The 26,133-nt window shown below is 67.5% G+C and carries 29 protein-coding genes; 19 read left to right on the forward strand and 10 right to left on the reverse strand.

The genetic code is table 11. The annotated features are described in order from the left end of the window. Positions 1-311 precede the first annotated feature (311 nt). Complete coding sequence (locus HB681_RS29960; RefSeq protein ID WP_213958531.1) at positions 312-2,222, forward strand: ATP-binding cassette domain-containing protein; 1,911 nt, start codon at positions 312-314, stop codon at positions 2,220-2,222. Between the two features lie 78 nt (positions 2,223-2,300). After that, positions 2,301-4,061 (forward strand): phospholipase D family protein, encoded by a 1,761-nt coding sequence (locus tag HB681_RS29965; RefSeq protein WP_213958532.1) that lies wholly within the window; start codon positions 2,301-2,303, stop codon positions 4,059-4,061. 199 nt (positions 4,062-4,260) lie between these two features. On the opposite strand, the gene HB681_RS29970 is transcribed toward HB681_RS29965, so the two are convergent. The 3 genes from HB681_RS29970 to HB681_RS29980 are packed head-to-tail and all read right to left on the reverse strand — an operon-like array spanning position 4,261 to position 7,042. After that, on the reverse strand, positions 4,261-5,229 hold the full coding sequence (locus HB681_RS29970; protein ID WP_213958533.1) for a tripartite tricarboxylate transporter substrate binding protein: 969 nt from the start codon (positions 5,227-5,229) through the stop codon (positions 4,261-4,263). 47 nt (positions 5,230-5,276) lie between these two features. Further along, positions 5,277-5,633, reverse strand: a complete 357-nt coding sequence (locus HB681_RS29975; RefSeq protein WP_213958534.1) for a hypothetical protein — start codon at positions 5,631-5,633, stop codon at positions 5,277-5,279. Then, positions 5,630-7,042, reverse strand: a complete 1,413-nt coding sequence (locus tag HB681_RS29980; protein ID WP_213958535.1) for an acyclic terpene utilization AtuA family protein — start codon at positions 7,040-7,042, stop codon at positions 5,630-5,632. The genes HB681_RS29975 and HB681_RS29980 overlap by 4 nt, the downstream gene beginning before the upstream one ends. 94 nt (positions 7,043-7,136) lie before the next feature. Between HB681_RS29980 and HB681_RS29985 the strand changes: the two genes are divergently transcribed. Beyond that, the gene (locus HB681_RS29985) at positions 7,137-8,051 is read left to right on the forward strand and encodes a LysR family transcriptional regulator (RefSeq protein WP_213958536.1); all 915 of its coding nucleotides are present in this window, start codon (positions 7,137-7,139) and stop codon (positions 8,049-8,051) included. A gap of 256 nt (positions 8,052-8,307) precedes the next feature. On the opposite strand, the gene HB681_RS29990 is transcribed toward HB681_RS29985, so the two are convergent. Continuing rightward, entirely contained in the window at positions 8,308-9,723 is a 1,416-nt protein-coding gene (locus HB681_RS29990) for a PLP-dependent aminotransferase family protein (protein WP_213958537.1), read from the reverse strand. A 102-nt stretch (positions 9,724-9,825) separates the two neighbouring features. On the opposite strand from HB681_RS29990, the gene HB681_RS29995 reads away from it, so the two are divergent. The 13 genes from HB681_RS29995 (at position 9,826) to HB681_RS30055 (ending at position 20,313) form a co-directional block, all read left to right on the forward strand. Next, positions 9,826-10,425 (forward strand): LysE family translocator, encoded by a 600-nt coding sequence (locus HB681_RS29995; protein WP_213958538.1) that lies wholly within the window; start codon positions 9,826-9,828, stop codon positions 10,423-10,425. After that, positions 10,422-11,360 (forward strand): DMT family transporter, encoded by a 939-nt coding sequence (locus HB681_RS30000; RefSeq protein ID WP_213958539.1) that lies wholly within the window; start codon positions 10,422-10,424, stop codon positions 11,358-11,360. Before HB681_RS29995 ends, HB681_RS30000 begins: the two co-directional genes overlap by 4 nt. Further along, positions 11,357-11,965 carry a LysE family translocator gene (locus HB681_RS30005; RefSeq protein ID WP_213958540.1) on the forward strand — a complete coding sequence of 203 codons (609 nt, stop codon included), beginning with the start codon at positions 11,357-11,359 and terminating at the stop codon, positions 11,963-11,965. Before HB681_RS30000 ends, HB681_RS30005 begins: the two co-directional genes overlap by 4 nt. A gap of 26 nt (positions 11,966-11,991) precedes the next feature. After that, complete coding sequence (locus HB681_RS30010; RefSeq protein WP_213958541.1) at positions 11,992-13,218, forward strand: PLP-dependent aminotransferase family protein; 1,227 nt, start codon at positions 11,992-11,994, stop codon at positions 13,216-13,218. Positions 13,219-13,240: 22 nt separating this feature from the next. Beyond that, entirely contained in the window at positions 13,241-13,873 is a 633-nt protein-coding gene (locus HB681_RS30015; protein ID WP_213958542.1) for a DJ-1/PfpI family protein, read from the forward strand. Positions 13,874-13,886: 13 nt separating this feature from the next. Next, on the forward strand, positions 13,887-14,030 hold the full coding sequence (locus HB681_RS30020; protein ID WP_213958543.1) for a hypothetical protein: 144 nt from the start codon (positions 13,887-13,889) through the stop codon (positions 14,028-14,030). Between the two features lie 38 nt (positions 14,031-14,068). Then, positions 14,069-14,716 (forward strand): glutathione S-transferase, encoded by a 648-nt coding sequence (locus tag HB681_RS30025; protein WP_213958544.1) that lies wholly within the window; start codon positions 14,069-14,071, stop codon positions 14,714-14,716. A 7-nt stretch (positions 14,717-14,723) separates the two neighbouring features. Further along, entirely contained in the window at positions 14,724-15,629 is a 906-nt protein-coding gene (locus HB681_RS30030) for a PhzF family phenazine biosynthesis protein (protein WP_213958545.1), read from the forward strand. A gap of 4 nt (positions 15,630-15,633) precedes the next feature. Further along, a complete protein-coding gene (locus tag HB681_RS30035; protein ID WP_213958546.1) occupies positions 15,634-16,341 on the forward strand; it encodes a VOC family protein in 708 nt (235 codons plus the stop codon). Positions 16,342-16,343: 2 nt separating this feature from the next. Further along, positions 16,344-16,976 (forward strand): LysE family translocator, encoded by a 633-nt coding sequence (locus HB681_RS30040; protein ID WP_213958547.1) that lies wholly within the window; start codon positions 16,344-16,346, stop codon positions 16,974-16,976. Further along, a complete protein-coding gene (locus HB681_RS30045) occupies positions 16,973-17,962 on the forward strand; it encodes a threonine dehydratase (protein WP_213958548.1) in 990 nt (329 codons plus the stop codon). The genes HB681_RS30040 and HB681_RS30045 overlap by 4 nt, the downstream gene beginning before the upstream one ends. A gap of 248 nt (positions 17,963-18,210) precedes the next feature. After that, positions 18,211-18,885 (forward strand): histidine phosphatase family protein, encoded by a 675-nt coding sequence (locus tag HB681_RS30050; protein ID WP_213958549.1) that lies wholly within the window; start codon positions 18,211-18,213, stop codon positions 18,883-18,885. Between the two features lie 45 nt (positions 18,886-18,930). After that, positions 18,931-20,313 (forward strand): L-serine ammonia-lyase, encoded by a 1,383-nt coding sequence (locus tag HB681_RS30055; protein ID WP_213958550.1) that lies wholly within the window; start codon positions 18,931-18,933, stop codon positions 20,311-20,313. A gap of 122 nt (positions 20,314-20,435) precedes the next feature. Here HB681_RS30055 and HB681_RS30060 read toward each other — a convergent pair whose 3' ends face one another. From HB681_RS30060 to HB681_RS30070, 3 genes are all read right to left on the reverse strand, one after another. After that, positions 20,436-20,717 carry a DUF4124 domain-containing protein gene (locus HB681_RS30060; protein ID WP_213958551.1) on the reverse strand — a complete coding sequence of 94 codons (282 nt, stop codon included), beginning with the start codon at positions 20,715-20,717 and terminating at the stop codon, positions 20,436-20,438. A 29-nt stretch (positions 20,718-20,746) separates the two neighbouring features. Continuing rightward, the gene (locus HB681_RS30065; protein WP_256354418.1) at positions 20,747-21,841 is read right to left on the reverse strand and encodes an ABC transporter substrate-binding protein; all 1,095 of its coding nucleotides are present in this window, start codon (positions 21,839-21,841) and stop codon (positions 20,747-20,749) included. A 216-nt stretch (positions 21,842-22,057) separates the two neighbouring features. Next, entirely contained in the window at positions 22,058-23,359 is a 1,302-nt protein-coding gene (locus HB681_RS30070) for a D-amino acid dehydrogenase (protein ID WP_213958553.1), read from the reverse strand. Between HB681_RS30070 and HB681_RS30075 the strand changes: the two genes are divergently transcribed. Both HB681_RS30075 and HB681_RS30080 read left to right on the forward strand, forming a co-directional pair. Continuing rightward, positions 23,349-23,492, forward strand: coding sequence for a hypothetical protein (locus tag HB681_RS30075; protein ID WP_213958554.1), 144 nt, complete (start codon positions 23,349-23,351; stop codon positions 23,490-23,492). The two genes, HB681_RS30070 and HB681_RS30075, sit on opposite strands and share 11 nt — an antisense overlap. Beyond that, entirely contained in the window at positions 23,489-23,956 is a 468-nt protein-coding gene (locus tag HB681_RS30080; protein ID WP_213958555.1) for a winged helix-turn-helix transcriptional regulator, read from the forward strand. The genes HB681_RS30075 and HB681_RS30080 overlap by 4 nt, the downstream gene beginning before the upstream one ends. Before the next feature lie 192 nt (positions 23,957-24,148). Here the strand turns inward: HB681_RS30080 and HB681_RS30085 are convergent, their stop codons facing one another. Genes HB681_RS30085 through HB681_RS30095 form a run of 3 tightly spaced genes read right to left on the reverse strand, consistent with a single transcriptional unit; the run spans position 24,149 to position 25,303 of the window. After that, positions 24,149-24,472, reverse strand: a complete 324-nt coding sequence (locus HB681_RS30085) for a hypothetical protein (RefSeq protein ID WP_213958622.1) — start codon at positions 24,470-24,472, stop codon at positions 24,149-24,151. 27 nt (positions 24,473-24,499) lie between these two features. After that, a complete protein-coding gene (locus HB681_RS30090) occupies positions 24,500-25,006 on the reverse strand; it encodes a hypothetical protein (RefSeq protein ID WP_213958556.1) in 507 nt (168 codons plus the stop codon). Positions 25,007-25,051: 45 nt separating this feature from the next. Beyond that, positions 25,052-25,303 (reverse strand): GlsB/YeaQ/YmgE family stress response membrane protein, encoded by a 252-nt coding sequence (locus tag HB681_RS30095; RefSeq protein ID WP_213958557.1) that lies wholly within the window; start codon positions 25,301-25,303, stop codon positions 25,052-25,054. 147 nt (positions 25,304-25,450) lie between these two features. On the opposite strand from HB681_RS30095, the gene HB681_RS30100 reads away from it, so the two are divergent. Further along, positions 25,451-26,086: a YbhB/YbcL family Raf kinase inhibitor-like protein gene (locus HB681_RS30100; RefSeq protein WP_213958558.1), complete on the forward strand. Its 636-nt coding sequence runs from the start codon at positions 25,451-25,453 to the stop codon at positions 26,084-26,086. The last annotated feature ends 47 nt before the right edge of the window (positions 26,087-26,133 follow it).

A 26,133-nucleotide genomic window follows, 5' to 3' on the forward strand; every position in this document is an offset into this window, starting at 1 on the left:
GGCTTTTTGCAAACCGGCCTGGAGCCGTTCTGCTGATCCGCGGTTTGCGTTTCTAGCCGAGCCCACGAGTATATGCCATTTTATGCAGTGCGCAACCGCGGCTGCAAAAAATCACTAGCAAGTCCAGGTCTCGCGTCGCACACATCCTTTGCTCGGGGAGCAAGGAGAGCGCACTGTACTTCAGCGCAGTTGCTGCCTGCGTCCGGTGCGGCTCACTTATAGATAGAGAAGGGAGCGCAATCCAACCCATGTACGCCCCGCGTCGCTTGGGGGCACTAGGTGCAAGGGCTCCCCCGGATAATCGGCGTCACATGGCACTCATCACACTCCTCGACGCGCAACTCGCGTTCGGTCACGTCCCGCTGCTGGATCATGCGGACTTCTCGTTGCTCGAATCGGAGCGTATTGGCCTTATCGGGCGAAACGGTGCGGGCAAGTCCTCGATGCTCAAGATCCTCGGGGGGCTGGAGAAGGCGGACGATGGCACCCTGCAGCTCCAGCAGAACCTGCGCGTCGCCTATGTGGCGCAAGAGCCTGCCCTGGACATGGAGGCCACCGTCTTCGCCGCGGCGAGCGAGGGCCTGGCGCATGTGATCGCCTCGCGCGAGATGTACTTGAATGCAGCGGAGGGAGCGGACCTGGACGCACTTCAGTCTGAAATAGAAGCCTACGACGCGTGGAACTGGGAGCAACGGGTGGAAGAGACGCTGCACCGTCTGCACCTGGACCCGGAGGCCCGTGTGGGGTCACTTTCCGGTGGTACGCGCAAACGTGTCGCCCTGGCCCAGGCGCTCGTGACCGCGCCCGATGTGCTGTTGCTGGACGAGCCGACCAACCATCTGGACCTCGATTCAATCGAATGGCTGGAGCAGTTGTTGATCGATTTCAAAGGCAGCGTGGTCACGATCACCCATGACCGGAGCTTCCTGAACCGCGTGGCGACCCGCATCATCGAACTCGATCGGGGCAAGCTGAGTTCGTACCCTGGCAATTTCGAGCAATACCTCCTGCAGAAGGAAGAGCAACTTGCGCAGGAGGCGGTGATCAACGCCAAGGCCGACAAGCTGCTTGCGCAGGAAGAGATCTGGATCCGAAAGGGTGTGGAGGCACGGCGCACGCGCAGCCAGAGCCGCATCAGCCGCTTGCAGGAGATGCGTGCGAGCCATGCGGCCCGTCGCAACGTGCAAGGCAGCGTCAACATGGACGTTGTTTCGGGACAGTCGAGCGGAAAGATCGTCGCGGAGCTGACGCATGCGTCCAAGTCCTTCGGCGCCAAGACCGTGGTCCGCGATTTCAGCAATACCATCCTGCGTGGCGACAAGGTGGGCCTGCTGGGGCCCAACGGCGCGGGCAAGACGACGCTGCTGAAGCTGATTCTTGGCGACCTGGAGCCGGACAGCGGCAAGGTTCGGCGTGGCACCAACATCGAGGTCGCCTATTTCGACCAGATGCGCGAGAAGCTCGACCTTGACGCGACGCTGGAGGACTTCATCAGCCCGGGCAGCGAGTGGATCGAGATCGGCAAGCAGCGCAAGCACGTGAAGAGCTACCTGAGCGATTTCCTGTTCTCGCCGGCGCGTGCCAACTCGCCGGTTCGATCGCTGAGCGGCGGCGAGCGCAACCGCTTGCTGCTGGCGCGCCTGTTCGCGCGACCGGCCAATGTGCTGGTGCTGGACGAGCCGACCAACGACCTGGACATCGACACGCTGGAGTTGCTGGAGGACCTGCTGCAGAACTACGACGGCACCGTGTTCCTGGTCAGCCATGACCGCACTTTCCTGGACAACGTGGTGACGAGCACCATTGCCTTCGAAGGCGACGGCAACTGGCGCGAATATGAAGGTGGCGTGCAGGACTGGCTGGTCCAGTCGAAGCGGGCGAGGGAGATCAACGCACAGCGTGCGGCCGCCGCGCCGACTCTCGCACCTGCAGTCGCCCCAGCACCCGCTCCTGTGCCGGCGCCGGCTGCCGCGACAGCCGCGATGCCGCGCAGGAAGCTCAGCTACAAGGAGCAGCGCGAACTCGACGCCTTGCCGGGCCGGATCGCGGAGCTGGAAGGCGAGCAGAAGGAGATTGCCGAGTTGCTGGAGCGCGATGGCGGCGCCATCTATTCGACGGAGGCCTCGCGGGCGGTGGAGCTTGGCGAGCGCCATGCGCACATCGACGACGAACTGATGGCGGCGCTGGAACGCTGGGAAGAATTGAGCGCCGCAGCCCGCTGAGGACGTTGAGTCTGTCTGACGCGGCGGCTCGCGGCTTCAGGCTATACACGGTGCCAATTCAACTTCGACTGGCACGCCATGCTTCGTCCACTGCGCTGGACCCTTGCCCTTCTCATTGCCATCGGCCTCTTGACGGCGGGTGGTTGCGCCGAGCTTCCAACGCAGGTCGACCGGCCGGTGTCGCATGCGCTGGCCTCCGCGGCAGGGACGCCGTTTGCGACGCTGGTGAGGCAGCGGCATGACGCGGCGAATGCCCGGTCCGATTCGGGCTTCCTGCTGCTCGACGGCCCGCAGGCTGCCTACGGCAGTCGGCTGGCCCTGGTGGACGGCGCGCAGAAGACGCTGGACCTGCAGTACTACGCCATCCATGCCGATGCGAGCACCCGCCGACTGATGCGGGCGGTGCGCGAGGCGGCGGCGCGCGGCGTCCGGGTGCGCATCCTCATCGATGACTTCCACAGCACCGGGCGCGATGCGCTGGTGCTGCAACTGGCCTACGTCGAGAACATCGAGGTGCGGCTGTTCAATCCGTTGGCCGGTGCGCGCGGTTCGACGATCGGGCGGTTGTTCAGTTCGATCGATGACGCATCGCGCATCCAGCAGCGCATGCACAACAAGCTGTTCCTTGCCGACAACGTGTTCGGCGTGGCTGGCGGGCGCAATCTGGGGGATGCGTATTTCGGCGTCGGGGAGAGCGGCAACTTCGTGGACCTCGACGTGCTGGCGGCCGGGCCGATCGTGCAGGACCTGTCGCGCAGCTTCGACACCTACTGGAACAACGAGCGCGCCTATCCGGTCCAGTCGCTGGTCAAGCGGGAGGAACTGGACAGGATCCGGGACGAGGCCCGGGCCGACGATGCCTCGAAGCCGGAGGCGGAGAAGCAACCGGCCGGGGCGCGGCGGGCCGTCGTCTGGGACGAGCAGCCGATCGACCTCGCGCAGGCCGACTTCACCTGGGCGCTGGCCGTGGTACTGGCCGACAAGCCCGGCAAGATCGCTTCCAGCGCCGAGGAAGCCGCCAGCGCGAGCCCCGCAGCAGCTCGCGCTTCCGGCAGGGAGGCAGTTGGACTGCAGGTCAGCCTGCCGGCTGGCGGGCAGCGCAAGGGCAACGACGCTTCTGGCAGTCGAGGGCAGGCGGCGATGCAGGACGTTGGCGGCGGGCGGCAGGCCACGGTGCAAGACGCGGCCCACGCCGCGGCAGGCGGCGACACGCTGGTCGAGGGCCTGCTGCAACTGATCGGCCAGGCGCAGAGCGACCTGCTGATCATCTCGCCCTACTTCGTGCCCGGACCGGACATCACGCAGGCGCTTTCGGCACTGCATGCGCGCGGCATCCGCGTGCGCGTGCTGACCAATTCGCTGGCTTCTAACGACGCGCCCGTCGCGCACGTCGGCTATGCGCGGCATCGGGAGGCGCTGCTGAAGCTGGGTGTCGATCTCTATGAATTGCGCAGCGAGCAGGCCGGCATCAACAGCGCCTTTGGCTCCTCGGGCTCCGTCACGGGTCAATCGCGCTCGATGCTGCATTCCAAAGTGCTTGTGATGGACAAGCGGCTGGTGGTGATCGGGTCGATGAACCTGGACCTGCGTTCGCAGAAGCAGAACACCGAGGTGGCGTTGCTCATCGGCAGCCGCGGGCTGTCGGGCGATACCACTGAACTTATTGAAAAGACCTTGCGCGAAGGCGCGTGGCATGTGGAACTGGTCGATGGTCGCCTGACGTGGCGCGCGCCGCAGGGCAGCGGGCTGCAGGACACGACGACCGAGCCGGATGCAAGTGCCGGCCTCAAGCTGATGCTCAAGGTGATCGGGCCGTTGGCCCCGGACAGCATGCTCTGATGCGGCATTGCCGAGCAGAGGGCCATGCGAATGCCTGCGGCGAGCAGGTCATTGGACTGACCGTCCATGCGGGTGGGACTGGACGACGGTCAACCGGTTCCGGGCGTCGGCCTGGCGCGTAGATGTGACCGCACAGCCGCTTGCAAGTCATGGGGGCGGCTGCACCCAGCGCGAGGCGGGCGGTCTGGAGTTCATGAGGCTATTCGGCTTCGATGCCGGCCTCCTTCACGATGCTGCCCCACTTGCGCGATTCGGCGGCCTGGAACCTGGCCATATCCTCGGGCGTGTTGGTGAAGACCTCGGTGCCGGTCGGGTCGTAGAAGATGGTCCTGGCGGCCTCGCTCTTCGCGGCCTTGACGAGCAACTCGTTGAGGTGCTTGACGACGGCGGGCGGTGTCTTCGCGGGCGCATACGCGGCGAACCAGTAGCCCATCTCGTAGCCCTTGACGCCGGCCTCGGCGATGGTCGGCACATCGGGTGCAAGCGGCGAGCGCTTGCTGCCCGAGACGCCGAGCGCGCGCAGCTTCCCCGACTTGACCTGCGGCAGCCCGGTGGCCGTGTCGGTGATCATCATGCTGATCTGGCCGCCGAGCAGGTCGGTGACGGCGAGCGTGTTGCTCTTGTAAGGCACGTGCAGCAGCTTGATGCCGGCCATCTGCTGCAGCAACTCGCCGGCCATGCGGCTCGATGAACTGCCGCTGCCGAAGCTGTACTTGCCGGGCTCCTTCTTCGCCATCGCGACGAACTCGGCCACGGTCCTGGCCGGGAAAGACGGGTTCACGACCATGATCTGCCCGCCCTTGCCCAGGGCGGTGATGGGCGCGAAATCCTTGACCGGGTCGTAGGGCATCTTCTTGTACAGGTGCTCGTTGGCCGCGTGCGTGGTGTTGGTGGTGATGAGCACGGTGTAGCCGTCTGGCGCGGCCTTGGCCACTTGCTGTGAAGCGATGAAGCCGCTGGCGCCGGCCTTGTTGTCGATGACCACGGGCTGTTTGGTCTCGGCGCTGACGCCGTTGCCGATGGCACGGGCAATCTGGTCGGTGGCGGTGCCGGCGGCGAAGGGGACGACGAAGGTGATGGGCTTGTCCGGGAAGGTGTCGGCCTGGGCAAGCGCGGGGGCAAGCGCCAGGGCGGCGATCGCGAGAGCGATTGAATGGATCGGGGTCATGGGTTTTGTCTCCGGATGGTTGGAAGTGGAATCTGATGGGGGTCTTTTCAGTCTTCGGCTGGGCCGGCGAGAAGATGCTGGAGCCCGGGCGGCACGCGGATCGGCATGTCGAGCAGCAGGAAGGACAGCGACTTGCCGTGCGTGTCGAGGTTCAGCGCATCGTTGACGCCGCCGTCGAGCACTGCGTCGAGCACGAAGTTCATGGCATGCAGCCTGGGCAGCACGAAGCGCTGCACGCGGCTGGGGGCGCGGTGGCGGAATTGCGCGGCGACAGCCTCGGGCGTGACCTGTTCGACGAGCAACGGGAACAGCTCGGGGTGCCAGGCGATCACGCTGATGTTGGAGCGGTCGCCCTTGTCGCCGGTGCGGCCGTGTGCGGCCCTGTAAAGACGAACCGAGGTCATTGGATGCCTTTCGCACTGGGCGCCGTGGAGAGTGCGCCCTCCACCATCTCGAACCCAACCGGCACCGCCTCGCGCGGCAACAGGCACGAGATCGTGTTGAGCCGGGGCGTGAGCGTGCTGCGGACGCCGCCGCCCCCGGCCGGGCCGCAGGTGTAGAGGGCCATCACCTCACGGCCGAGGCGTTCGGCTTCGGCGCGGTCGTCGTGCGTGGCGGCGACGCGCAGGCGGATGTCGCGCGCGCCGCCATCGGGCGTGGCGGCGAGCGCGCGGCCCGCGTCGTCGGCCAGGATGCTGACGGCGCCGATGAGGTCGACGCGCAGCTTGAGGCTGCCCAAGCGGCTGCGCAGTACCTCGGCGGCCAGACGCGCACGCGCTTCGGCTCGCGGGCCGGCGTAGGAGATCTCTCCTTCGGCCAGCCATCCGCCTTCATGGCATACGTTGACCTTGTAGTGCGTCGGGCGAGCATGGCCGCGAACGCCCGTGAGCGCGACATGGTCGGTGCCAGTGGCCTGGACTTCGGCGTCGCTGATGTCGGCGATGACGTCGGGCGTGAGGTAGGCCGCGGGGTCGTGCACTTCGTAGAGCAGTTGCTCCTTGACCGTGGCCTCGGTGACGAAGCCGCCGGTGCCGTCGGATTTGCCGACGGTGCAGCTTCCGTCGGACTGGATTTCAGCGATCGGGAAGCCGACGTTTTCGAGCCCCGGCACATTCTTGAAGCCGGGGTCCGCGAAGTAGCCGCCGCAGACCTGCGCGCCGCATTCGAGCAGGTGGCCGGCCATCGTCGCGCGGCCGAGCTTCTCCCAATCGTCGGCGCGCCAGCCGAAGTGCGACATGGCCGGGCCGACCGCCAGCGACGGGTCGGCCACGCGGCCGCACACCACGATCTGCGCGCCGGCGTCGAGCGCGGCAGCGATGGGTTCTGCTCCGATGTAGGCGTTGGCGCTGACGATGCGCAGGCCGTCGATGCGCTCGCCGAGTTGCTCGCGCAGCAAGGCGCGTTGCGCCAGGGCGGAGAGGTCGTCGCCCTCGACCACGGCGATGCGCGGCATCGGCGCGCCGAGTTCACGGGCGATGCGTGCGATGTGTCGTGCGGCGGCGCGCGGGTTGGCTGCGCCGAAGTTGCTGACGATGCGGATGTCGTTCGCCATGCAGCGCGCCAGCACCGGTCGCAGCATGGCGTCGAGCAGGGGCTCGTAGCCGGCATCGTGATCGGCACGCCGACGCAGTTGCGCGAGCGCAAGGGTGCGCTCGGCCAGCGTCTCGAAGATGAGGAACGCGCGCTGGCCGCCGGGGCCGGCGGCGAGCCGGGCGATGAGCGTGTCGACCACAGGGCCGGCAGCATCGGTGCGGTCGCCTGAAAAGCCGGCGGCGCAACCGATCAACAGCGGGGGTGGGATGGTGGGATTCATTCGCCTCTTTGTCTCGTATGGAGGCTGAATGTAGGCCGCGGGTCTTCATCCGTAAAATCGAATGTTCAGATCGATTCATCCAAATAGCAGATCGATGAGCACCCCCGACCTTTCCACGCGACAACTGCGCGCGTTCGCCGCGCTGGCCGAGCAACGCAACTTCACGCGGGCGGCGCAGACCTGCCATTTGTCGCAGCCCGCGTTCAGTGCATTGATCCGCACGCTGGAAGAGACGCTCGGCGCACGCCTGTTCGACCGCGACACGCGCAGCGTTCAACTCACGCCCGAGGGCCGGCTGTTCGAAGCCTCGGCGAGGCGCCTGCTCGACGACATGCAAGGCGCGGTCGGCGAACTGGCCGATCATGTGGAGCGACGCAAGGGCCGTGTCAGCGTGGCTGCATTGCCTTCACTCGCGGCCGGCTGGTTGCCGGGCATCCTGGCCGAGTTCATGAAGGCGTGGCCCGGCATCACGGTCGAGTTGCACGATGCGTTGTCGGACGCATGCATCGCGCAGTTGCGCAGCCATCAAGCGGACTTTGCGCTGGCGGCCTCGGGCGCGGGCGCCGCTTCGGCGAGCGACCTGCGCGGGAGCAAGCTGTGCAGCGACGGCTTTCATCTCGTGTGCCAGAAGGACCATCCACTCGCCAAGGTGCCGAAGCTGACGGCCAGGCAGTTGGCACCGTGGCCCTTCATCCAGATGGCACGCAACAGCAGCGTGCGGCAGTCACTCGATGCGGCACTGCATCCGCTGCGGTTGAACGCGGTGTTCGAGGTGGAGCATCTGGCGACGGTGATGGGGCTGGTCGAGGCCGGGGTGGGGATCAGCGTGGTGCCGGCGTTGACACTGTTCCACTTCCGGCGCGAGACGCTGGTGACGCGGCCCCTGCCGGTGCCGGGGCTGACGCGGACGATCTATCTGGTTCAGCGGAGGGAGGGAAGCTTGTCTGTGGCTGCGCAGACGCTGCATGACTTGATCGTGGAGAGGATGGGGGCGTTGCGGTTTGAATGAACGCGAACGTGTCGAATGGTCCGAGTCAGCACACACCAAGCGCGGCATGCGGTGCGGCGCGGCCGACCCTTCAGCGCCTCCGAAGCGCGCAGCGTTTGGCGGGTCAGGGCCATGTGCTGTTTGAGCGAAGCGAGTTCACATGGACCCCGCCAAACGCGAGCACTGCAGGGGAGCCCCGAAGGGGCCGGCGCAGTAGGGTCGGCTGGGCCGTGCCGCGTGCCGGGCGCTCTCACCACTGGGCGCAAGGCAAGCAGCGTCACCCCCGCACCCGCCCGAACACCTTCCAGAACTCCGCATCCTGCGCCGTCGCGAAGTTGATCCGCATCAGCGTCGACGGCGGCCGTCGCGCGTGGAACAGCGAACCTGGCGCCAGCAAGTAGCCCTCATCCAGCATGCGCTGCGTCAACGCATCGGTATCGACACCGGTATCAACCCAGCCGAACAGCCCCGCCGGTTCCGACACGAACGTGCAGTCATGCGACAACGCCAGCTTCACCGTCCGCGCACGCGCCCCATCGAGCCGCACGCGAATGCGATCCGCATGCCGGCGCAGTTGCCCCTGGTCGATGCACCATGCCAACGCGCGCTCGAACAGCGCGGGCGTGGTCAAGGTCGCGAGCAGCTTGGTTTCGAGCAGGCCGCCCAGCAACCCCGGCGGCGCGGCCAGAAACCCGATGCGCCAGTTCGGCGCCAGGATCTTCGCGAAGCCGCTCACGTAGATCGTGCGCTGCAACCCGTCGAGCGCGCACAGCCGGGTTGCATGCTCGGGCGCGAGATGGCTGTAGGTGTCGTCCTCGACGATGTGGAAGTCGTGCTTGTTGGCCAGTTGCAGCACCCGGTGCGCGCTGCCCGGCGAGAGGCTGTAGCCGGTCGGGTTGTGCAGCACGCTCACGCTCACGAACAGCTTGGGCTTGTGCGCCTCGCAATACTTCGCCATCACCTCCAGGTCGGGCCCGTCGGCGCGGCGCGGCACCGGCAGGATGCGCATGCCGAGCGACTCCAGCCGCGCGAACTCGATGGCCCAGCCCGGCTCCTCGACCATCACCGGGTCGCCGGCGCGCAGCAGCGTGCGGCTCACGATGTCCAGCGCATGCGTGGCGCCGATGGTCGTGATGATCTGGTCGGGCGCGGCGGGCACGTTGATGCTCACCAGCTTCTGCGACAGGCTGCGGCGCAGGGCGGTGTCGCCCAGCGGTTCGCCGTATTGCAGCGACAGGTCCTGCAGCGCGCGTGTACTGGTCAGGCGGCGCAGCGAGGTCGGCATGAAGGTCGACTCCATCCAGTCCGGCGGAAACACGCCCATGCCGGGCTGCGGCTTGTCGCTCTGGCGGTGGAACATGCCACGGATCAGGGAACTGGCATCGGCCGGTACGCCTGAGGCCGGCAGCGGGCTCGCGATGGCATGGACGACCGGACCCGGCGTCCGGGCGTCCTGCCCCGCGGCCGAGTCGCGCACATAGAAACCACGCTGGCGTCGCGCCTCGACCAGGCCTTGCGCCAGCAGCTGGTCGTACGCTGCGACGACCGTGTGCGGGCTCACGCCCTGTTGCCGCGCGCACTCGCGCACCGAAGGCAGGCGCGCGCCGGGCGCGAGCAGGCGCGTGCGGATGCGTTCGGCAAAGCGGCCGGCCAACTGCTCGGTCAGCGACTGTGTGGAAGTTCTCGTCAGCATGCGCAGTTTTGATCTGTGTCGATGGATGAACCAATACAGAGCCAAATCATGTTCGCCAATCTGTATTGGTACTGTAATGGTCCTCAGTTTAGAGTCTGTGTCATGAACTGGCAAGAATTCACTGCGCTGCTGGTGTTGGCCACGGCGATGAGTTTTTCGCCCGGCCCGAACACCACGCTCTCCACCGCCCTCGCGGCCAACGGCGGCTTGCCGCGCGCGATGCGCTTCATCGTCGCCGTGCCGGTGGGCTGGACGCTGTTGCTCGCGTTGTGCGCGGCCGGCGTCGGCGCGCTGGTGACGGCCGCGCCCATGCTCCGGCTGGCCATCAAGGGCCTGGGCATCGCCTACCTGCTGTGGCTGGCTTTCAAGCTGAGCAACAGCGGCACGCTGGGCAGTGCCGATGGCAAGCAGCTTGACGTTGGCTTCGGTCAGGGCGTGATGCTGCAATTCCTCAACATCAAGGCCTGGCTGCTGGCACTCACGCTGGTGGCCGGATGGATCGCCGGCCGGCCCGACGCACTGAGTCGTTTTGCGATCGTCGCGCCGGTCATGCTGATGTATGCCTTTGCCAGCAACTTCGCCTATGCGCTGGTCGGCGCGCTGCTGCGGCAGTGGCTGGCGCACGGCAAGCGCCTTTTGTGGTTCAACCGCGCGATGGCGGCGGTGCTGGTGCTGACGGCTTTCTGGATGTTCGAGACATGAAGAAGATCAAGGACGAAACCCTCGGGATGTGGCTCGGCGTGCTGGGCGTGGCCTTCTTCGCGGTGACGCTGCCGATGACCCGGCTGGCCACGGGCACGGTCGATGCGCCGCAACTCTCGCCGTGGTTCGTGACGGTCGGCCGCGCGGCGCTGGCGGGCATGTTGTCGCTCGTGTTCCTGCTGGCCACGCGCTCGTCATTGCCGCAGCGCCACCAATGGAAGCCGCTGGGGATGGCGGTGCTGGGCAACTGCCTTGGCTTTCCCCTGCTGCTTGGCTATGCACTGCGCATGGTCACCGCGAGCCATGCGGCGGTGATCACGGCGCTGTTGCCGCTGGCGACGGCGGCCGTCGCCGCATGGGTGCTGCACCAGCGGGCGCGCTTCGGCTTCTGGGTGTGCGCTGTGCTCGGCAGCTTGCTGGTGGTCGCGTTCTCCATGCTGCGTGCGAGCCAGCATGGCAACGGCTTCGGGTTCGAATGGGCCGACCTGTTGCTGGTCGGCGCGGTGGTGGCGGCTTCCGTCGGATACGTCTATGGCGCACAGGTCACGCCGTCGCTGGGGGCCGAGCGGGTGATCTGCTGGGTGTGCGTGATGGCACTCCCGTTCAGTTTGCCGGCCACCCTGTTGCTGTGGCCGCAACAGCCGATAGCGACCTCGTCCTGGGCCGGCTTCGTCTATGTCGGCGTGTTTTCGATGTGGATTGGCTTCTTCGCCTGGTACCGCGGGCTGGCACTCGGCGGCGCGCTGCGGGTGAGCCAGACGCAACTGCTGCAGCCTTTCCTCTCGATCCTTGCCGCCGTGCCTTTGCTGGGCGAGGCGCTGGATGTCGTGACGCTGGGCTTCGCGGCTGCCGTCGTGGCGACGGTCGTGGTCGGCAAGAAGCTGTCGCAACCGCGTGCCGTTGCGCGCCCCGTCACCGCTGGAGGAACAGCATGACCACGGAAACCTGGCTGGCCTTCAGCCTCTTCGCCCTGGTGAGCTCGATCACGCCGGGCCCCAACAACACGATGATGCTGGCCTCCGGCGTCAACTTCGGCTTTGCCCGCTCGGTGCCGCACATGGTGGGCATCACCGTCGGCTTCTGCTTCATGATCCTGCTGATGGGCATGGGCCTGGGCGCGGTGTTCGAACGCTTTCCCGTGCTGTACACCGCCATGCGCTATGCCGGCGGCGCCTACATGCTCTACCTGGCCTGGAAGATCTTTCGCAGCCGCTCCGCGAGTGATGCGGTGCAGGACGGCGCGCCCGAGGTGCGGCCGATGGGCTTCACCGCGGCGGCGGCCTTCCAGTGGGTCAACCCCAAGGCCTGGGTGATGGCGCTCGGCGCAATCACCACCTATTTGCCAGCCGGCCATTCGCTGTGGCAACTTCTCGCCTTGACGGGCGTGATGGCGGTCATCAACATGCCAAGCACCGGCTCCTGGGCGCTGTTCGGCAGCAGCATGCGCCGCTACTTGCAGCAACCGGCCTTTCTTCGCGCCTTCAACACCGTCGCGGCCCTTGCGCTGGTCGCCTCGCTCTACCCTTTGCTCACCCACTGAATCCATATCACCGAACGGAGAACAACATGACAACCACCTGGAAACTGGCCACCCGCGCCGAGAAAATGAACCCTTCGGTGCTGCGCGAGATCCTCAAGGTCACCGAGCGCCCCGGCATCATCAGCCTGGCCGGCGGCCTGCCCTCGCCCAAGACCTTCCCGATCCAGGAATTCGCCGACGCCTGCGCCCACGTGCTGCACACCGACGGCCAGGCCGCGCTGCAATACGCCGCGAGCGAAGGCTACGGCCCGCTGCGCCAGGCAGTGGCCGACATGCTGCCGTGGAACGTCGACCCGGCGCAGGTGCTGATCACCACCGGCTCGCAGCAGGGCCTGGACCTGGTGGCCAAGGTGCTGCTCGATCCGGGCAGCCGCGTGCTGGTCGAGACGCCGACCTACCTCGGCGCGCTGCAGGCCTTCGCGCCGATGGAGCCGGTGCCGGTCAGCGTGGCCAGCGATGACGACGGCGTGATCGTCGATGACCTCGTGGCCCAGGCCCGGGGCAGTGCGGGGCAGGAGGCGGCGCGTTTCGTCTACCTGCTGCCCAACTTCCAGAACCCGACCGGCCGCACCATGACCGAGGCGCGTCGCCAGGCCGTGACGGAAGCTGCCGCAAAGGCCGGCCTGCCGATCGTGGAAGACAACCCCTACGGCGAACTCTGGTTCGACGAAGCCCCGCCGCTGCCGCTGGCCGCGCGCAACCCCGACGGCGTGATCTACCTCGGCTCCTTCTCGAAGGTGCTGGCGCCGGGCCTGCGCCTGGGCTTCCTGATCGCGCCGAAGGCGGTCTACCCCAAGCTGCTGCAGGCCAAGCAGGCGGTCGACCTGCACACGCCGATCTTCACGCAGCGCATGGTGTCGGCGGTGATGAAGGACAACTTCCTCGCGCGTCACGTGCCGACGATCCGCGCGCTCTACAAGCGCCAGCGCGATGCGATGGTCGCCGCGTTGAGGCGCGAGATGAAGGGCCTGGACGTGCAGTTCAACGTGCCCGTGGGCGGCATGTTCCTGTGGGCGCGCATGCCCGAGGGCATCGACACGGTGAAGCTGCTGCCGCGTGCGGTGGAACGCAACGTGGCCTTCGTGCCGGGCGCGCCTTTCTATGCAGGCCCGGGCGACTCGCGCACCATGCGCCTGTCGTTCGTGACGGCCAATGTCGACGAGATCGATACGGCCATCGCCGCGCTGGCGGCCACGGTGCGCGAGGAACTGGCGGCGCAGGCGAAGGCCCAGCCCGCAGCCGCCCTGGGCTGACCGACCTTCACAGGACTGAAGCATGCACATCGCCATCCTCACCTTCGACGGCTTCAACGAGCTCGACTCGTTCATTGCGCTGGGCATCCTCAACCGCGTGAAGAAGCCGGGCTGGCGCGTGACGCTGGCCGCGCCGACGCCATCGGTCACGTCGATGAACGGCGTCACGGTGCAGATCGCTTCCTCGCTGCAGGAAGCCTGCGCGGCCGATGCCGTGATCGCCGGCAGCGGCATGCGCACGCGCGAGGTCGCGGCCGACGCCGCGGTGATGTCCGCGCTGCGGCTCGACCCCTCGCGCCAGTTGATCGGCGCACAGTGCTCGGGCACTTTGCTGTTGGCGAAACTGGGCCTGCTCGGCCGCGTGCCGGCATGCACCGACCTCACCACCAAGCCGTGGGTTCAGGAAGCCGGCGTGCAGGTGCTGGAGCAGCCCTTCTTCGCCCGCGGCAACGTGGCGACGGCCGGCGGCTGCCTGTCGTCGACCTACCTGGCGGCCTGGCTCATCGCGCGGGCGGAAGGCGTCGACACGGCAGCCGCCGCCATCCACTACGTGGCACCGGTCGGCGAGAAGGACGAATGGGTCGCGCGCACGCTGCGCAACATTGCGCCCTATCTACCGACGAGCGCCGCTGCCGCGGACCTCGCGCTCACCTGACACGGCGGCCGACATGATCGACCTCGCGACTTGGGGCTTGTTCGGGGTCGCGGTGCTGGCACTGTTCGCGTCGCCGGGGCCGAACATGGCGTTGCTCGCGGCGGTGATGCTCGGGCTGGCCGTGCGCCTGCTCCTGCTCGACCGTCCCGCCCGCTAACCTTCTTGCCGACCTTCAAACCCGAAAGAACCGACGACATGCTCAACATCTGGGGCCGCATCACTTCGATCAACGTGCGCAAGGTGGTCTGGTGCGCGCAGGAACTGGGACTGGACTTCCAGCGCACCGAAGCCGGCGGCAAGTACGGCGTCGTGCAGACCCCCGAGTACCGCGCGCTCAACCCGAATGCGCTGGTGCCGGCCATCGACGACGGCGATGGCGACGACGCCTCGCATGTGAAGCTGTGGGAATCAAACGTGATCGTGCGCTACCTCTGCGCCAAGTATTCGTCCGGCCGGCTGTACCCGGAGCCGCTGCCCGAGCGCTTCGACGCGGAGCGCTGGATGGACTGGCAGCAGACCACCTTCAACCGGGCCAGCGCACCGGCCTTCGTGCAATGGGTGCGCACGGCGCCGGCCGATCGCAACCCGGACGTCATCGCGGCGTCTGTCCACGCCACCGAGCCGCTGTTCGCGATCCTCGATGCACACCTGGCCACGCGGCGCTTCATGCTCGGCGAGAGCTTCACCATGGCCGACATACCGCTGGGCTGCGAGGCGCACCGCTGGTTCGGACTGCCGCCGACCGAATACACGCGGCCGGCCTGGCCGCATGTCGAGCGCTGGTTCGGGGAACTGCGGTCGCGCTCCGGCTCGCGCGGTGTGCTGGACCTGGCGCTGGAGTGAAACCCACATGAAAACCCGTGCCTTCCAGCAAGTCGATGTCTTCACCGCCGTGGCGTACCGGGGCAACCCGGTGGCCGTGGTGCTCGATGGCAGCGATCTCGACGATGCCGAGTTCCAGCGCTTCGCGCAATGGACCAACCTGTCGGAGACCACCTTCCTGCTGCCGCCGACCGAGCCCGGCGCCGACTACCGCATCCGCATCTTCACGCCCGGCGGCGAGATGCCCTTTGCCGGCCATCCGACGCTCGGCAGTTGCCGTGCCTGGCTCAAGGCCGGCGGCAAGCCGAAGTCGACAGAGTTCATCGTGCAGCAGTGCGTGACCGGGCTGGTCACGATCCGCCGCGACGGCGCGCGCCTGGCCTTTGCCGCGCCGCCATTGAAGCGCACTGCGCCCAGCCCGACGATGCTGGCCAAGATCGCGCATGCGCTGGGCCTGAAGGCGGCGCAAATCCTGACAGCGCAGCAACTGGACAACGGGTCTGATTGGCTGGGCCTGCTGCTGGACGAAGTCGACAGCGTGCTGGCGCTGGTGCCGGACCATCGCGCCCTGAAGGAACTCGGCGTCAAGGTCGGCGTCGCGGCCATTGCGCAGGCGCCCTCCCCCACGCAGTTGATCGCACGCTCGAACCGCGAGGCCAGGGCTTTCGGCGGCAGCGCCCAGGGCAGCGTCGACCTGGAGGTGCGCGCCTTCGCTGCCGCCACCGGCATCGAGGAAGACCCGGTCACCGGCAGCCTGAACGCCGGCCTCGCCCAGTGGCTCATCACCGACGGACACATGCCCGAGCGCTACCTCGTCGGCCAGGGCCAGTGCCTCGGCCGCGACGGGCGCGTGAGCGTCGAGCGCGATGCCGAAGGCCGGATCTGGATCGGCGGCGACACGGTGGTGTGCATCGAGGGAGCGGTCACGCTCTGATGGCATGCGCCCTGCCGGCACGACCGCCCTGCTCGATCACCTCGTGATCGCCGCGCGCACGCTCGACGAAGGCGTGCAGTGGTGCGAGGCGACGCTGGGCGTCACGCCGGGGCCGGGCGGCGTGCATTCATTGATGGGCACGCACAACCGGCTGCTCAATGTCGCGTCGCTGGCCTTTCCCCTGGCCTACCTCGAGATCATCGCCATCGACCCCGAGCGGCGCCCCGCGCGCACGGGCAAGCTGCACCGCTGGTTCGACCTGGACGACCCGATGCTGCAACTGGCGCTGGCGCGCGGCGGCCCACAGCTCGTTCACCTCGTCGCGCGTGTGACCAACGCCGCCGCGGCGGTGCATGCGCTGGCACACATGGCCACGCACATCGACCGCGGCCACCTCATCGAAGCCTCGCGCGACACCGCCGCCGGCCGGCTCGACTGGCGGATCACCGTGCGCGACGATGGCCAGCGCCTCTTCTACGGCGCCCTGCCGACGCTGATCCAGTGGGGGCCGGTGCACCCGATCGACACGATGCCGGCGTCGGGCCTCCAACTGCTCGGGCTGGCCGCTTCGCATCCGCGCGTGGACAGCCTGCGCAGTGCACTCGAGGCCATCGGCTTCGATGCGATGACCTTGAAGCAGGGACCGCCCAACCTCACCGCCACCTTGACCACGCCGCGCGGCGTGGTCACGCTCGAATCGAAAGGACACTGAACATGCTCGCCCTCCACGAACTCGCCTGGTTCGCACTCGCCTCCCTGCTGCTCGCACTCACGCCGGGGCCGAACATGATCTATTGCGTCTCGCGCACGCTGGTGCAGGGGCGGCGCGCTGGATTGATCTCCCTGGGCGGCGTGATGCTGGCCTTCCTGGTGCACCTGGTGGCCGCCGCGCTCGGACTCACCGCGGTGCTGCTCGCGGTGCCGCTGGCCTTCGATGCGATCCGCCTGGCCGGCGCGGCCTACCTGCTGTGGCTGGCCTGGCAAGCCGTCAAGCCCGGGGGCACCGCGCCCTTCGAGCCGCGCGCACTCCCGGCCGACCCGCCGGGCAAGTTGTTTCGCATGGGCTTCGTCACCAACCTGCTGAACCCCAAGGTCGCGATGTTCTACCTCTCGTTCTTTCCGCAGTTCATCCATCCCGACCGCGGCTCGGTGCTCTGGCAGAGCGCGCAGCTGGGCGCGGTGCAGATCCTCGGCAGCGGGTTGGTCAACAGCATGATGATCGTCTTCGCTGCGGCGATCACGGCAGTGCTGTCGCAAAGCTCGGGCTGGCTGCGTGCGCAACGCTACGTGATGGGCAGCGTGCTGGCCGCGCTCGCAGTGCGCGTCGCACTCACGGAGCGCAAGTGAACTTCACACGCGAGGAGATCGAGGCCGCGCAAGCCACCGTCCATGCGGCCATGCCGCCCACGCCGCAGTACGTGTGGCCGCTGCTCGGCCAGCGGCTCGGCTGCACGCTCTGGGCCAAGCACGAGAACCACACGCCGGTTGGCGCCTTCAAGATTCGCGGCGGCCTTTGCTACCTCGAATCGCTGGCGCGCGAACAGCCCGGGGTGCGCCATGTGATCAGCGCCACGCGCGGCAACCACGGCCAGTCGATCGGCTTCGCGGCGCGGCGTCACGGACTGGCCGCGACCATCGTGGTGCCGCATGGCAATTCGGTCGAGAAGAACGCGGCCATGCGCGCGCTGGGCGTCACGCTCGTCGAGCATGGCGACGACTTCCAGGCCGCCTCCGAGCATGCGGCCCTGCTGGCCGAACGCGATGGCCTGCATCGCGTGCCCTCGTTCGCGCGCGAACTGGTGCGTGGCGTGGCCACATGCTGGGTCGAGTTCTTCGAGGCGGTGAAGCGCGCCGGCGATGTGCCCGACGTGCTGTTCGTGCCCATCGGCCTGGGCTCGGGCTTTGCGGCTGCGGCCGCGGCACGCGCGCATTGCAAGGTATCGACGCGGCTCATCGGCGTGGTTTCCGCGCATGCGACGGCGTATCGCGATTCCTTCCTTGCAGGCCACGCCGTCGATGCGCCCGTGACCACGCTGCTGGCCGATGGCATGGCCTGTCGAACGCCGGTGCCCGAGGCGCTCGAGATGTTGCGCCGCGAGGCCGAGGACGTGGTCACCGTCACTGACGGCGAAGTGGCGCAGGCCATGCGCGCCCTCTTCACCGACACGCACAACGTTGCCGAGGGCGCTGGCGCCGCAGCGCTCGCTGCAGCCATGCAGCAACGAGAACGCTGGCGCGGCAGGACGGTCGGCATTGCCGTGAGCGGTGGCAACGTCGATGCGCCGCTGTTCGCGAACGTGCTGACGATGCCCGCTCCAACCGGGAATATTTGACCCTTTGGCTCGGGCGTTTTTGCCTACGACTTAAGTTATATACCTGAACTAGTCCCTACAATATCTTTGCCGGACAGTGATTCGTGTCAAAACGAACCCTGGTTTTTTTCTCTACCTCCCTGGAAGAAAGCCGCCGGACTTCGCGGCCGCTTCGTGCGGCCGCTTTTTCTTTGGGGGTCGCAAAACGCTTTGCGAGCCGGTCGCAGCCGGGACAAGCACCCCGCCCGCCCTTTGCCAGAATCGTCGGCATGGGAACCCTCTACCTCGTGCGCCATGGGCAAGCTTCATTCGGCGCGGCCGACTACGACAACCTCAGCGAACTGGGCCACAAGCAGGCGGTGCGGCTCGGCGAATACTGGCGCGAGCGCGGCATGCAGTTCGACGCCGTCATCACCGGCACGCTCAAGCGCCATCGGCAAACCTGGGAAGGCATCGCAAAGGGGCTGGGCCTCGCCAACCAGGACGTGCTGCCGTGGCCCGGCCTCAACGAGTACGACAGCGAGGCGATCGTCGCGACCATCCACCCCGGCGAGTTGCCGAAGGCCGACACGCCAGAGTTGTACCGAAAGCACTTCCGCCTGCTGCGCGACGGCCTCAGCGTCTGGATGCAGGGCAAGACCGAGCCGGTCGGCATGCCGAACTACATCGACTTCCTCGCGGGCGTGACGACCGCGCTCGACCATGTGCGCGACAAGCACCACGGCGCGAAGGTGCTGGTGGTGTCGAGCGGCGGCCCAATCTCCACTGCCGTCGGCCATGTGCTCGGCACCAGCGCGGAGACCACCATCGAACTCAACCTGCGCATCCGCAACAGCTCGATCACCGAGTTCGCGTTCACGCCCAAGCGCCACATGCTCGTCACCTACAACACGCTTCCGCACCTTGACGGTCCGGCGTACGAGGACTGGATCACCTACTCCTGAAGACGTAGGTGCCGCGGCAGCCGAGGATGGGCGCATGATCGGCCGATGCTCTCCGCCTTCGACATCTTCAAGATCGGCATCGGCCCGTCGAGTTCGCACACCGTCGGCCCGATGCGCGCCGCGCAGCAGTTCGCCAGCAGCCTGGAGCGCGATGGCCTCCTTGTCGACACGACCCACGTGCGGTGCGAGTTGTTCGGCTCGCTCGGCGCCACCGGCGCGGGCCACGCGACCGACCAGGGCGTGATCCTCGGCCTGTTCGGCGACACGCCGGACGGCGTCGACCCGGCTACCGTGCAGCCCCGGCTCGCGGCCTTGCGCAAGTCGGGCCAGCTCCTGCTGCTGGGCCGGCATGCGATCGCTTTCGACAGGGTGCGCGACATCCCCTTCCTCGGCGAGCAGTCGATGCCCGAGCATCCGAATGCGATGCGCTTCACAGCGTCGGCGGCGGATGGCTCGACCCTGGCGCAGCGCTGCTATTTCTCGGTGGGCGGCGGCTTCGTGGTCGAGGGCGGCGCACATCCGGACGCGGTGCCCGAGGTCGCGCGCGACTGGCCCTGGCCCTTCCGCACCGGCGACGAACTGATGGCCCAGGCCAACGCCAGCGGCTTGTCGGTCGCGCAACTCATGATGGCCAACGAATGCGCCTGGCGCCCCGAGGCCGAGGTGCGCGCCGGACTGCTGCGCATCTGGTCCGTGATGCGCGAGTGCGTCCAGCGCGGCTTCGGCATCGACAACCCGATGGCGGCCTTGCCGCTGCCCGGCCCGCTGCGCATGCGCCGCCGCGCGCCTGAACTGCGGCGCGAACTCGATGCGCAACAGGGCGCGGCCGATCCGCTGGCAGCAATGGACTGGGTCAATGCGTTTGCCATGGCGGTGAACGAGGAGAACGCGGCCGGCGGCCGGGTGGTCACGGCGCCGACCAACGGCGCGGCCGGCGTGGTGCCCGCGGTGATGCACTACTACACGCGCTTCGTGCCCGCGGCGAGCGACGGCGGCATCGTCGACTTCCTGCTCACGGCGGCCGCGATCGGCATGCTCTACAAGGCCAACGCATCGATTTCAGGGGCGGAGGTCGGCTGCCAGGGCGAAGTCGGCGTGGCATGCTCGATGGCGGCCGGCGCGCTGGCCGCCGTGATGGGCGGCACGCCCGCGCAGGTGGAGAACGCGGCCGAGATCGGCATGGAGCACAACCTCGGCCTGACCTGCGACCCGGTCGGCGGCATGGTGCAGATCCCCTGCGTCGAACGCAACGCGATGGGCGCGGTGAAGGCGATCAACGCGGCGCGGATGGCGCTGCGCGGCGACGGCAGCCACTATGTGTCGCTGGACGCGGTGATCCAGACCATGAAGCAGACCGGCGAGGACATGAAGTCGACCTACAAGGAGACTTCGCTGGGCGGGCTCGCGGTGAACGTCGTGGAGTGCTGAGCAGCCTCACTCGACCGCGGCCGCATCGCTCAACTCGCGCAACAAGTCCGAAGGCCACGCTCGTGAACGCACGCTTGAACGCGTGGCGCTTGCGTGAACCTGACCGGCCTTGCAGCCGAAGTTCAGCGCGTCTTGAGCGCGCCAGCGGCGTGCGCAGGCGCCTGCACCGAGACCGGTGTCACGTCCTGCCGGGCGCCCGCAGTCGTCGGCCGATAGGTCTCCTCTTTCCACCCCTTGGCCGAATTCACCGCGCCGAAGGATTTCTCGGCCCGAACGCCATTGCAGACGGTGTCGGAGAAAGTCACCTTGCCGTCGGCGTCGATGCAGCGATGAACGCCGGCCATCGCAGGCGCTGTGGCCAGCGCGAGCAGCGCGGCCAGGACGGGCATGGAATGCATGTTCATGGAAGAAGTCCTTGTCGGGAGGGTGTTCATCAACGCAGCACGCGGCCTTCGGCCGTGATGTAGACCAGGTCGACGGTGCGCGCCGTGTCGTGCAGGGGCGGTCGCAGGTTGACTCGAAAGCCGCCCACGTCGTAGTCGTTCATGCCCGTCATCGCTTTCTGCAGCACGGCCCGCGTGGGCGCGGGCCCGGCGCGGCGCACGGCCTCGGCGAGCGACTTGGCAGCAATGAAGCCTTCGAGTCCTTCGTACGAGGCGGTCTGGTCGGAGTCGGCCAGTGCCGCGAGGTATTCCTTGACGATCGGCGTGCGGCTGTTGTCGCGTGGGGCCGGCACCACCTGCGAAATGATCACGCCCCGGATGTCCTTGCCGAGCGCGGTGTAGAGCGGGTCGATGCCGACGACGGAAAAGGTCATCAGCGCGCTGCCGTAGCCGGCCTTGCGCATCTCGCGCACGAAAGCAGCGGTGGTCTGCGAGAGCGAGGCCTGCACCACCGCCTGCGGTTGTGCCTTCATCACGCTGGCAACGGCCTCCGCCACCTGGGTGCCCCCCGATGCCACTTTCGCCACGGCGACCGGCGGCGCCAGCTTGAGCTCGACCGCGGCGTCCTGCAGCGCCTGCAACGCCGCGCGGCCCATGGCGTCGTCGTCCACCACCACGGCGATGCGCTTCTGCCCCAGCGTGTCGCACTGACGCAGCATCGCGTAGGCCTCGTCGGCCATGCTCGGGCGGACGTGGAAGACGTGCCCGTGGGCCTTGTCGCGCAGCGCGTCGGCCGCTGCAAAGGGTGCGAAGAAGGGAGCGCCCTGCTTCTGTGCGACCGAGGCGCCGGCCTCCGCGCTGGCAGTGCCGACGAAGCCGAACAGCACATCCGCGCCCTCGGCCAGCAGCTTGGTGGCGTTGGCGCCGGCCTTGTCGGCGTTATAGGCGTCGTCTAGCTGCCGCAGTTCAATCGTGGGGCCGCCTGCAGTGGCAACGCGGTCGTTGTAGCCGCCCACGAACAGCTTGGCGCCGCCCGCAAAGGCCATGCCGATTTCGCTGGCCGCCCCCGTCATCGGGATGGACTGCCCGACGATCAGCTTGCCCGCCGCCGCGCCTCGCCTTGCGCCGGTGGTTTGCGCGTGCAAAGGGCCCGCCAGTCCCAGCAGCGCCCATGCGCCTGCTGCGTGGCCGAATCGTCTGCGCGAAGCCTGAAGAGACATTGAGAGACCTTTGCAACAATATTTTACAAAGGTGAATCATAGGACTTCCGATCGGCTCATGCCCCAAGCCGCGCGCATGTAACGACGACGGCAAACGTGCAGTTCAGCACGCTTCGAGCCGCCGGAGGGGCTCCGGCCGACTCAGGCCGTCGCGGGCGAAGGCGAGCGCATGCCGCGCGCGCCGGCGCGGAGACGTGCGTAGCGGTCGATGGCCAGCCCGTCGGTGCTGATCTCCGGCCGCTGCCCGGTCACCATGTCCGCGACCAGCTTGCCCGACCCGCAGGCCATGGTCCAGCCCAGCGTGCCGTGGCCGGTGTTCAGGAACAGGTTGGGGAATTGCGTGGCGCCGATGACCGGCGTGCCGTCCGGGGTCATGGGGCGCAGGCCGGTCCAGAACGATGCGCGCTTGACGTCGCCGCCGGGGAACAGGTCGTTGACCACGAGTTCCAGCGTGGCGCGGCGGCGCGGGTCGAGCCGCAGGTCGAAGCCGCCGAGTTCAGCCATGCCGCCCACGCGGATTCGGTCGTCGAAGCGGGTGACGGCGATCTTGTAGGTTTCGTCGAGCACGGTCGATTGCGGCGCGAATGCCGGGTCGACCAGCGGCACCGTCAGCGAATAGCCCTTCACCGGATAGACCGGCAGGTCGAGGCCCAGTGGCGTCAGGAAGTCGCGCGAATAGCTGCCGAAGGCCAGCACGAAGCGGTCGGCGGTCAGCACCTGGCCGTCGACGCGCACGCCGGTGACGCGGCCGCCCTCCGTCACCAGGCCGTCCACCGACGGGCCGAAGCGGAAGTCCACGCCCAGGCCGCGCGCAAGCTCGCAGAGCGCATTGGTGAAGCGATGGCAGTCGCCGGTTTCGTCGTTCGGCAGGCGGAGGCCGCCGGTGAGCCGGTCGCGCGCCTGCGCCAGGCTGGGCTCCACCTGCGCCAGCTGGTCGCGGGTGAGCAGTTCGAAGGGCACGTTGCATTCCTTCAGCACCGCGACATCGCGCTGCACAGCGTCGAGCTGGGACTGGGTGCGGAACAGTTGCAGCGTGCCGCCGGTGCGTTGCTCGTACTGGATGCCGGTGTCGGCGCGCAGTTGCTGCAGGCAGGCGCGGCTGTATTCGGCCACGCGCATCATCCGTTCCTTGTTGACCGCGTAGCGCTCGGGCGAGCAGTTGCGCAGCATCTGCGCCATCCATTGCAACTGGAACAGGCTGCCGTCGAGGCGGACCGCGAGCGGCGCATGCTTCTGGAACATCCACTTCATCGCCTTGAGCGGGATGCCGGGCGCGGCCCATGGCGTGGAATAGCCGGGCGACACCTGGCCCGCGTTGGCGAAGCTGGTTTCCAGCGCCGGGCCGGCCTGCCGGTCGAGCACCGTGACGCTGGCGCCCGAGCGGGCCAGGTAATAGGCCGTGCTGACACCGATGACGCCGCCGCCCAAAACAATGACTTTCATTGCAGATCCCGAATGTGGTGAGGAATCCGGTAAATTTATGCGGCCTGCTGCCACTGGTTTAATTGAAATTTCTGCAAATTGCAGTGAATATTCCTGCGGCATTGCTCGCTTTGACCTGCTGGAAGTGAAATGACCGAACTCGACCGCATGGACCGCAAGATCCTCGACATCCTCCAGCGCGAGGGCCGCATTTCGATGACGGATCTGGCGCAGCAGATCGGGCTCTCCACCTCGCCCTGCTCGGAGCGCGTGAAGCGCATGGAACGCGCCGGCGTCATCACCGGCTACCACGCGCGCGTGTCGCCGCAGGCGCTGGGCAAGTCGCTGCTGGTGTTCGTGGAGATCACGCTTTCATCGAAATCCGCCGAGGTGTTCGACAAGGTGCGCGAGGAGTTGCTGCACGTGCCGGACGTGCAGGAATGCCACCTGGTCTCAGGCAGCTTCGACTACCTGGTGAAAGCGCAACTCGGCGGCATGGACGAGTACCGCAGCCTGCTGGGCGACGTGCTGAAGAAACTGCCCGTGACGGCGCAGTCGCACAGCTATGTGGTGATGGAGGAGGTGAAGGAGAGCCTGTCGGTTCGGACGGATAGGTAGGGCGCCTGGGCAGGTTGCGCTCGGACAGAGGCTGTCGGAATGCGGACTTGGCCGTACGCGAAGGACGCGACGGTTTCGCGAAATAACGCGAAAGGACTTCCAAAGAAATTTCTTGGCTTCTTTCGCGTCCTTTGCGTTCCTTCGCGCCCTTCGCGTACGGTCAAGTCCGATCCCGCAATCAGCGACCGTGGATCAGGCCTGCCAGACCCCATATCCCAGCGACCGCAACCGGATGCCGAGTTCGACCTCCATCAGCGCCGCATCGTCGCGCTTCATCGGGTTGTAGCGCTCGTACAGCGTGGGCAGCAGACGCAGGCCATGGTCGCGCACGAACACGTTGGCCTGGATGCCGGCCTTGTGCTTGTCGAAGCGGATGTCAGGGTCGAGCCCCGTCATGCCCACATAGACGAAGGGCTTGCCGAGTTGATAGTCCGGGTTGGCGCGGCGGAAGCGCCCGCTGTTCCAGACCTGGTCGTCCAGCTCGACGACGTAGACGTGATAGCGGGGCTTGCCCAGATCTCCCTCCCCGGCGCTTGCGCGCGCTCAGCCTCGGTCGCCGGCGTGCTCTTTCATCTTCGCCAGCGCCACCATCAGGGCGGCGCCGCCGAGCGTCTTGATCAGGCCCGAATGCTCGGCATAGAACTGGCTCACCTGGTCGACCACGCCCGGATGCGCCTGCTCGGCATGCGCGGCGATCTCGGTGACCTGCGCCGGCGAGAGCTGCGAAGCCTGGTCGGGCGTGATCTGGGTCTGGCCGGGCGCCAGCACGCGGCCCAGCGCGCCACCGGCAATCGCGGCGGCCGCGGCCGGGCCGAGCGTGGCGAGGATCTGGTTCAGCACGCCGGCCTGCTGGTTCGGCGACGAGTTGCCGAACATCTGGCCGACCATGTTGCCGAAGGGCGGCGTCTGGTCGGAACGCATCGCGGCCGCGAGGCCGGCGCCGACCTGGTCTGTCGTTGCGTGTTGCGTCACCTGGTCGAAATGCGCCTCGGCGTTGCCGCCGCTGCCCGCACCCGACATCACTTGTTGCAGGATGTCCAGCAATCCCATGATGTGCTCCTTTGGCCCCGGCAACATGCCGGGAGCCTGACATTCTCAGGCCTTGCGCTTGATCATGCCCCACACGAAAAGCAGCACGATCGCGCCGACCACCGACATGATGAAACCCGCGGTCTCGCCCGGGCCGTACCAGTGCAGGGCCTGCCCCAGGTAGGTGGCGCCCAGCGCGCCGGCAATGCCGATGATGGTGGTGAAGATGAAGCCGCCGGAGTCGTCGCCCGGCTTGAGCGCACGCGCGATCAGCCCCGCGATGAAGCCGATCAGGATGGTCCCGAGGAGTGAGAGCATGGATTCCCCCGTGAAAAGGTGGATGGATCGAGGTGCCGCCGACGGGCCGGGCCATGATAAGCCGCACCGCCCCCGAACGGACCGGGCAGGCGCATCGCGTCGAGGGCGTCCTACAACCGGTTGCGGCAAGCGGCGCTAAAAGGGTTCATGCTCGAAAAACTCCCCGACGCCATCGGCCACGCCCTGCAAGAGGTGCGCGCCGGGCTGGACCAGATCGTCTTCAACACACTGGGCTTGCGCAGCGGCATGGCCACCATCGAGGTCAGCAGCCTGGCCTTTGCCGACCACGCCCCGATCCCCGCGCGCTACACCGCCGATGGCGAGGGCTGTTCGCCGCCGCTGGCCTGGCGCGGCCTGCCGACGGAAGCGACATCCGCGGTGCTCCTGGTGGAGGACGCCGATTCGCCGACGCCCCATCCGCTGGTCCATGCCATCGTCGTCGACCTGCCGGTGGCGGAAGGCGCACTGGCCGAGGCTGCGATGCCCAGCACCGACGTGGCCGGCGTGGGCTTGCACATCGGCCGCAATTCCTGGCTGCAGGCCGCATGGCTCCCGCCCGATCCGCCACCCGGCCACGGCGTGCACCGCTACGCCTTCCAGGTGTTCGCACTGCGCGACGGCGAGGCGTTTTCGGAGACGCCGGGCCGCGATGAGGTGATCGACCGCCTGCGCGAGCGCGCCATCGCGAGCGGACTGCTGATCGGCACCTGCGAGCGGGCGGATACGTCGATCCAGGATCCACTCACGGAGACGGTCGCTTCGGTCACGCAGCTCGCTGGCTGAATTCACCCACCACGATGCGCCTGCGGCGCACCCTGCGGCCTGGCAAA

Origin of the sequence: Variovorax sp. dw_954, from assembly GCF_018449755.1 — a bacterium.
Classification (GTDB): domain Bacteria; phylum Pseudomonadota; class Gammaproteobacteria; order Burkholderiales; family Burkholderiaceae_C; genus Variovorax.

Excerpts from the sequence above, each read along its gene's own strand:
- HB681_RS29960 (WP_213958531.1), top strand. The coding sequence starts at position 312 with ATGGCACTCATCACACTCCTCGACGCGCAACTCGCGTTCGGTCACGTC.
- HB681_RS29965 (WP_213958532.1), top strand. The coding sequence starts at position 2,301 with ATGCTTCGTCCACTGCGCTGGACCCTTGCCCTTCTCATTGCCATCGGC.
- HB681_RS29970 (WP_213958533.1), bottom strand. The coding sequence starts at position 5,229 with ATGACCCCGATCCATTCAATCGCTCTCGCGATCGCCGCCCTGGCGCTT.
- HB681_RS29975 (WP_213958534.1), bottom strand. The coding sequence starts at position 5,633 with ATGACCTCGGTTCGTCTTTACAGGGCCGCACACGGCCGCACCGGCGAC.
- HB681_RS29980 (WP_213958535.1), bottom strand. The coding sequence starts at position 7,042 with ATGAATCCCACCATCCCACCCCCGCTGTTGATCGGTTGCGCCGCCGGC.
- HB681_RS29985 (WP_213958536.1), top strand. The coding sequence starts at position 7,137 with ATGAGCACCCCCGACCTTTCCACGCGACAACTGCGCGCGTTCGCCGCG.
- HB681_RS29990 (WP_213958537.1), bottom strand. The coding sequence starts at position 9,723 with ATGCTGACGAGAACTTCCACACAGTCGCTGACCGAGCAGTTGGCCGGC.
- HB681_RS29995 (WP_213958538.1), top strand. The coding sequence starts at position 9,826 with ATGAACTGGCAAGAATTCACTGCGCTGCTGGTGTTGGCCACGGCGATG.
- HB681_RS30000 (WP_213958539.1), top strand. The coding sequence starts at position 10,422 with ATGAAGAAGATCAAGGACGAAACCCTCGGGATGTGGCTCGGCGTGCTG.
- HB681_RS30005 (WP_213958540.1), top strand. The coding sequence starts at position 11,357 with ATGACCACGGAAACCTGGCTGGCCTTCAGCCTCTTCGCCCTGGTGAGC.
- HB681_RS30010 (WP_213958541.1), top strand. The coding sequence starts at position 11,992 with ATGACAACCACCTGGAAACTGGCCACCCGCGCCGAGAAAATGAACCCT.
- HB681_RS30015 (WP_213958542.1), top strand. The coding sequence starts at position 13,241 with ATGCACATCGCCATCCTCACCTTCGACGGCTTCAACGAGCTCGACTCG.
- HB681_RS30020 (WP_213958543.1), top strand. The coding sequence starts at position 13,887 with ATGATCGACCTCGCGACTTGGGGCTTGTTCGGGGTCGCGGTGCTGGCA.
- HB681_RS30025 (WP_213958544.1), top strand. The coding sequence starts at position 14,069 with ATGCTCAACATCTGGGGCCGCATCACTTCGATCAACGTGCGCAAGGTG.
- HB681_RS30030 (WP_213958545.1), top strand. The coding sequence starts at position 14,724 with ATGAAAACCCGTGCCTTCCAGCAAGTCGATGTCTTCACCGCCGTGGCG.
- HB681_RS30035 (WP_213958546.1), top strand. The coding sequence starts at position 15,634 with ATGCGCCCTGCCGGCACGACCGCCCTGCTCGATCACCTCGTGATCGCC.
- HB681_RS30040 (WP_213958547.1), top strand. The coding sequence starts at position 16,344 with ATGCTCGCCCTCCACGAACTCGCCTGGTTCGCACTCGCCTCCCTGCTG.
- HB681_RS30050 (WP_213958549.1), top strand. The coding sequence starts at position 18,211 with ATGGGAACCCTCTACCTCGTGCGCCATGGGCAAGCTTCATTCGGCGCG.
- HB681_RS30055 (WP_213958550.1), top strand. The coding sequence starts at position 18,931 with ATGCTCTCCGCCTTCGACATCTTCAAGATCGGCATCGGCCCGTCGAGT.
- HB681_RS30060 (WP_213958551.1), bottom strand. The coding sequence starts at position 20,717 with ATGAACATGCATTCCATGCCCGTCCTGGCCGCGCTGCTCGCGCTGGCC.
- HB681_RS30075 (WP_213958554.1), top strand. The coding sequence starts at position 23,349 with ATGACTTTCATTGCAGATCCCGAATGTGGTGAGGAATCCGGTAAATTT.
- HB681_RS30070 (WP_213958553.1), bottom strand. The coding sequence starts at position 23,359 with ATGAAAGTCATTGTTTTGGGCGGCGGCGTCATCGGTGTCAGCACGGCC.
- HB681_RS30080 (WP_213958555.1), top strand. The coding sequence starts at position 23,489 with ATGACCGAACTCGACCGCATGGACCGCAAGATCCTCGACATCCTCCAG.
- HB681_RS30090 (WP_213958556.1), bottom strand. The coding sequence starts at position 25,006 with ATGGGATTGCTGGACATCCTGCAACAAGTGATGTCGGGTGCGGGCAGC.
- HB681_RS30095 (WP_213958557.1), bottom strand. The coding sequence starts at position 25,303 with ATGCTCTCACTCCTCGGGACCATCCTGATCGGCTTCATCGCGGGGCTG.
- HB681_RS30100 (WP_213958558.1), top strand. The coding sequence starts at position 25,451 with ATGCTCGAAAAACTCCCCGACGCCATCGGCCACGCCCTGCAAGAGGTG.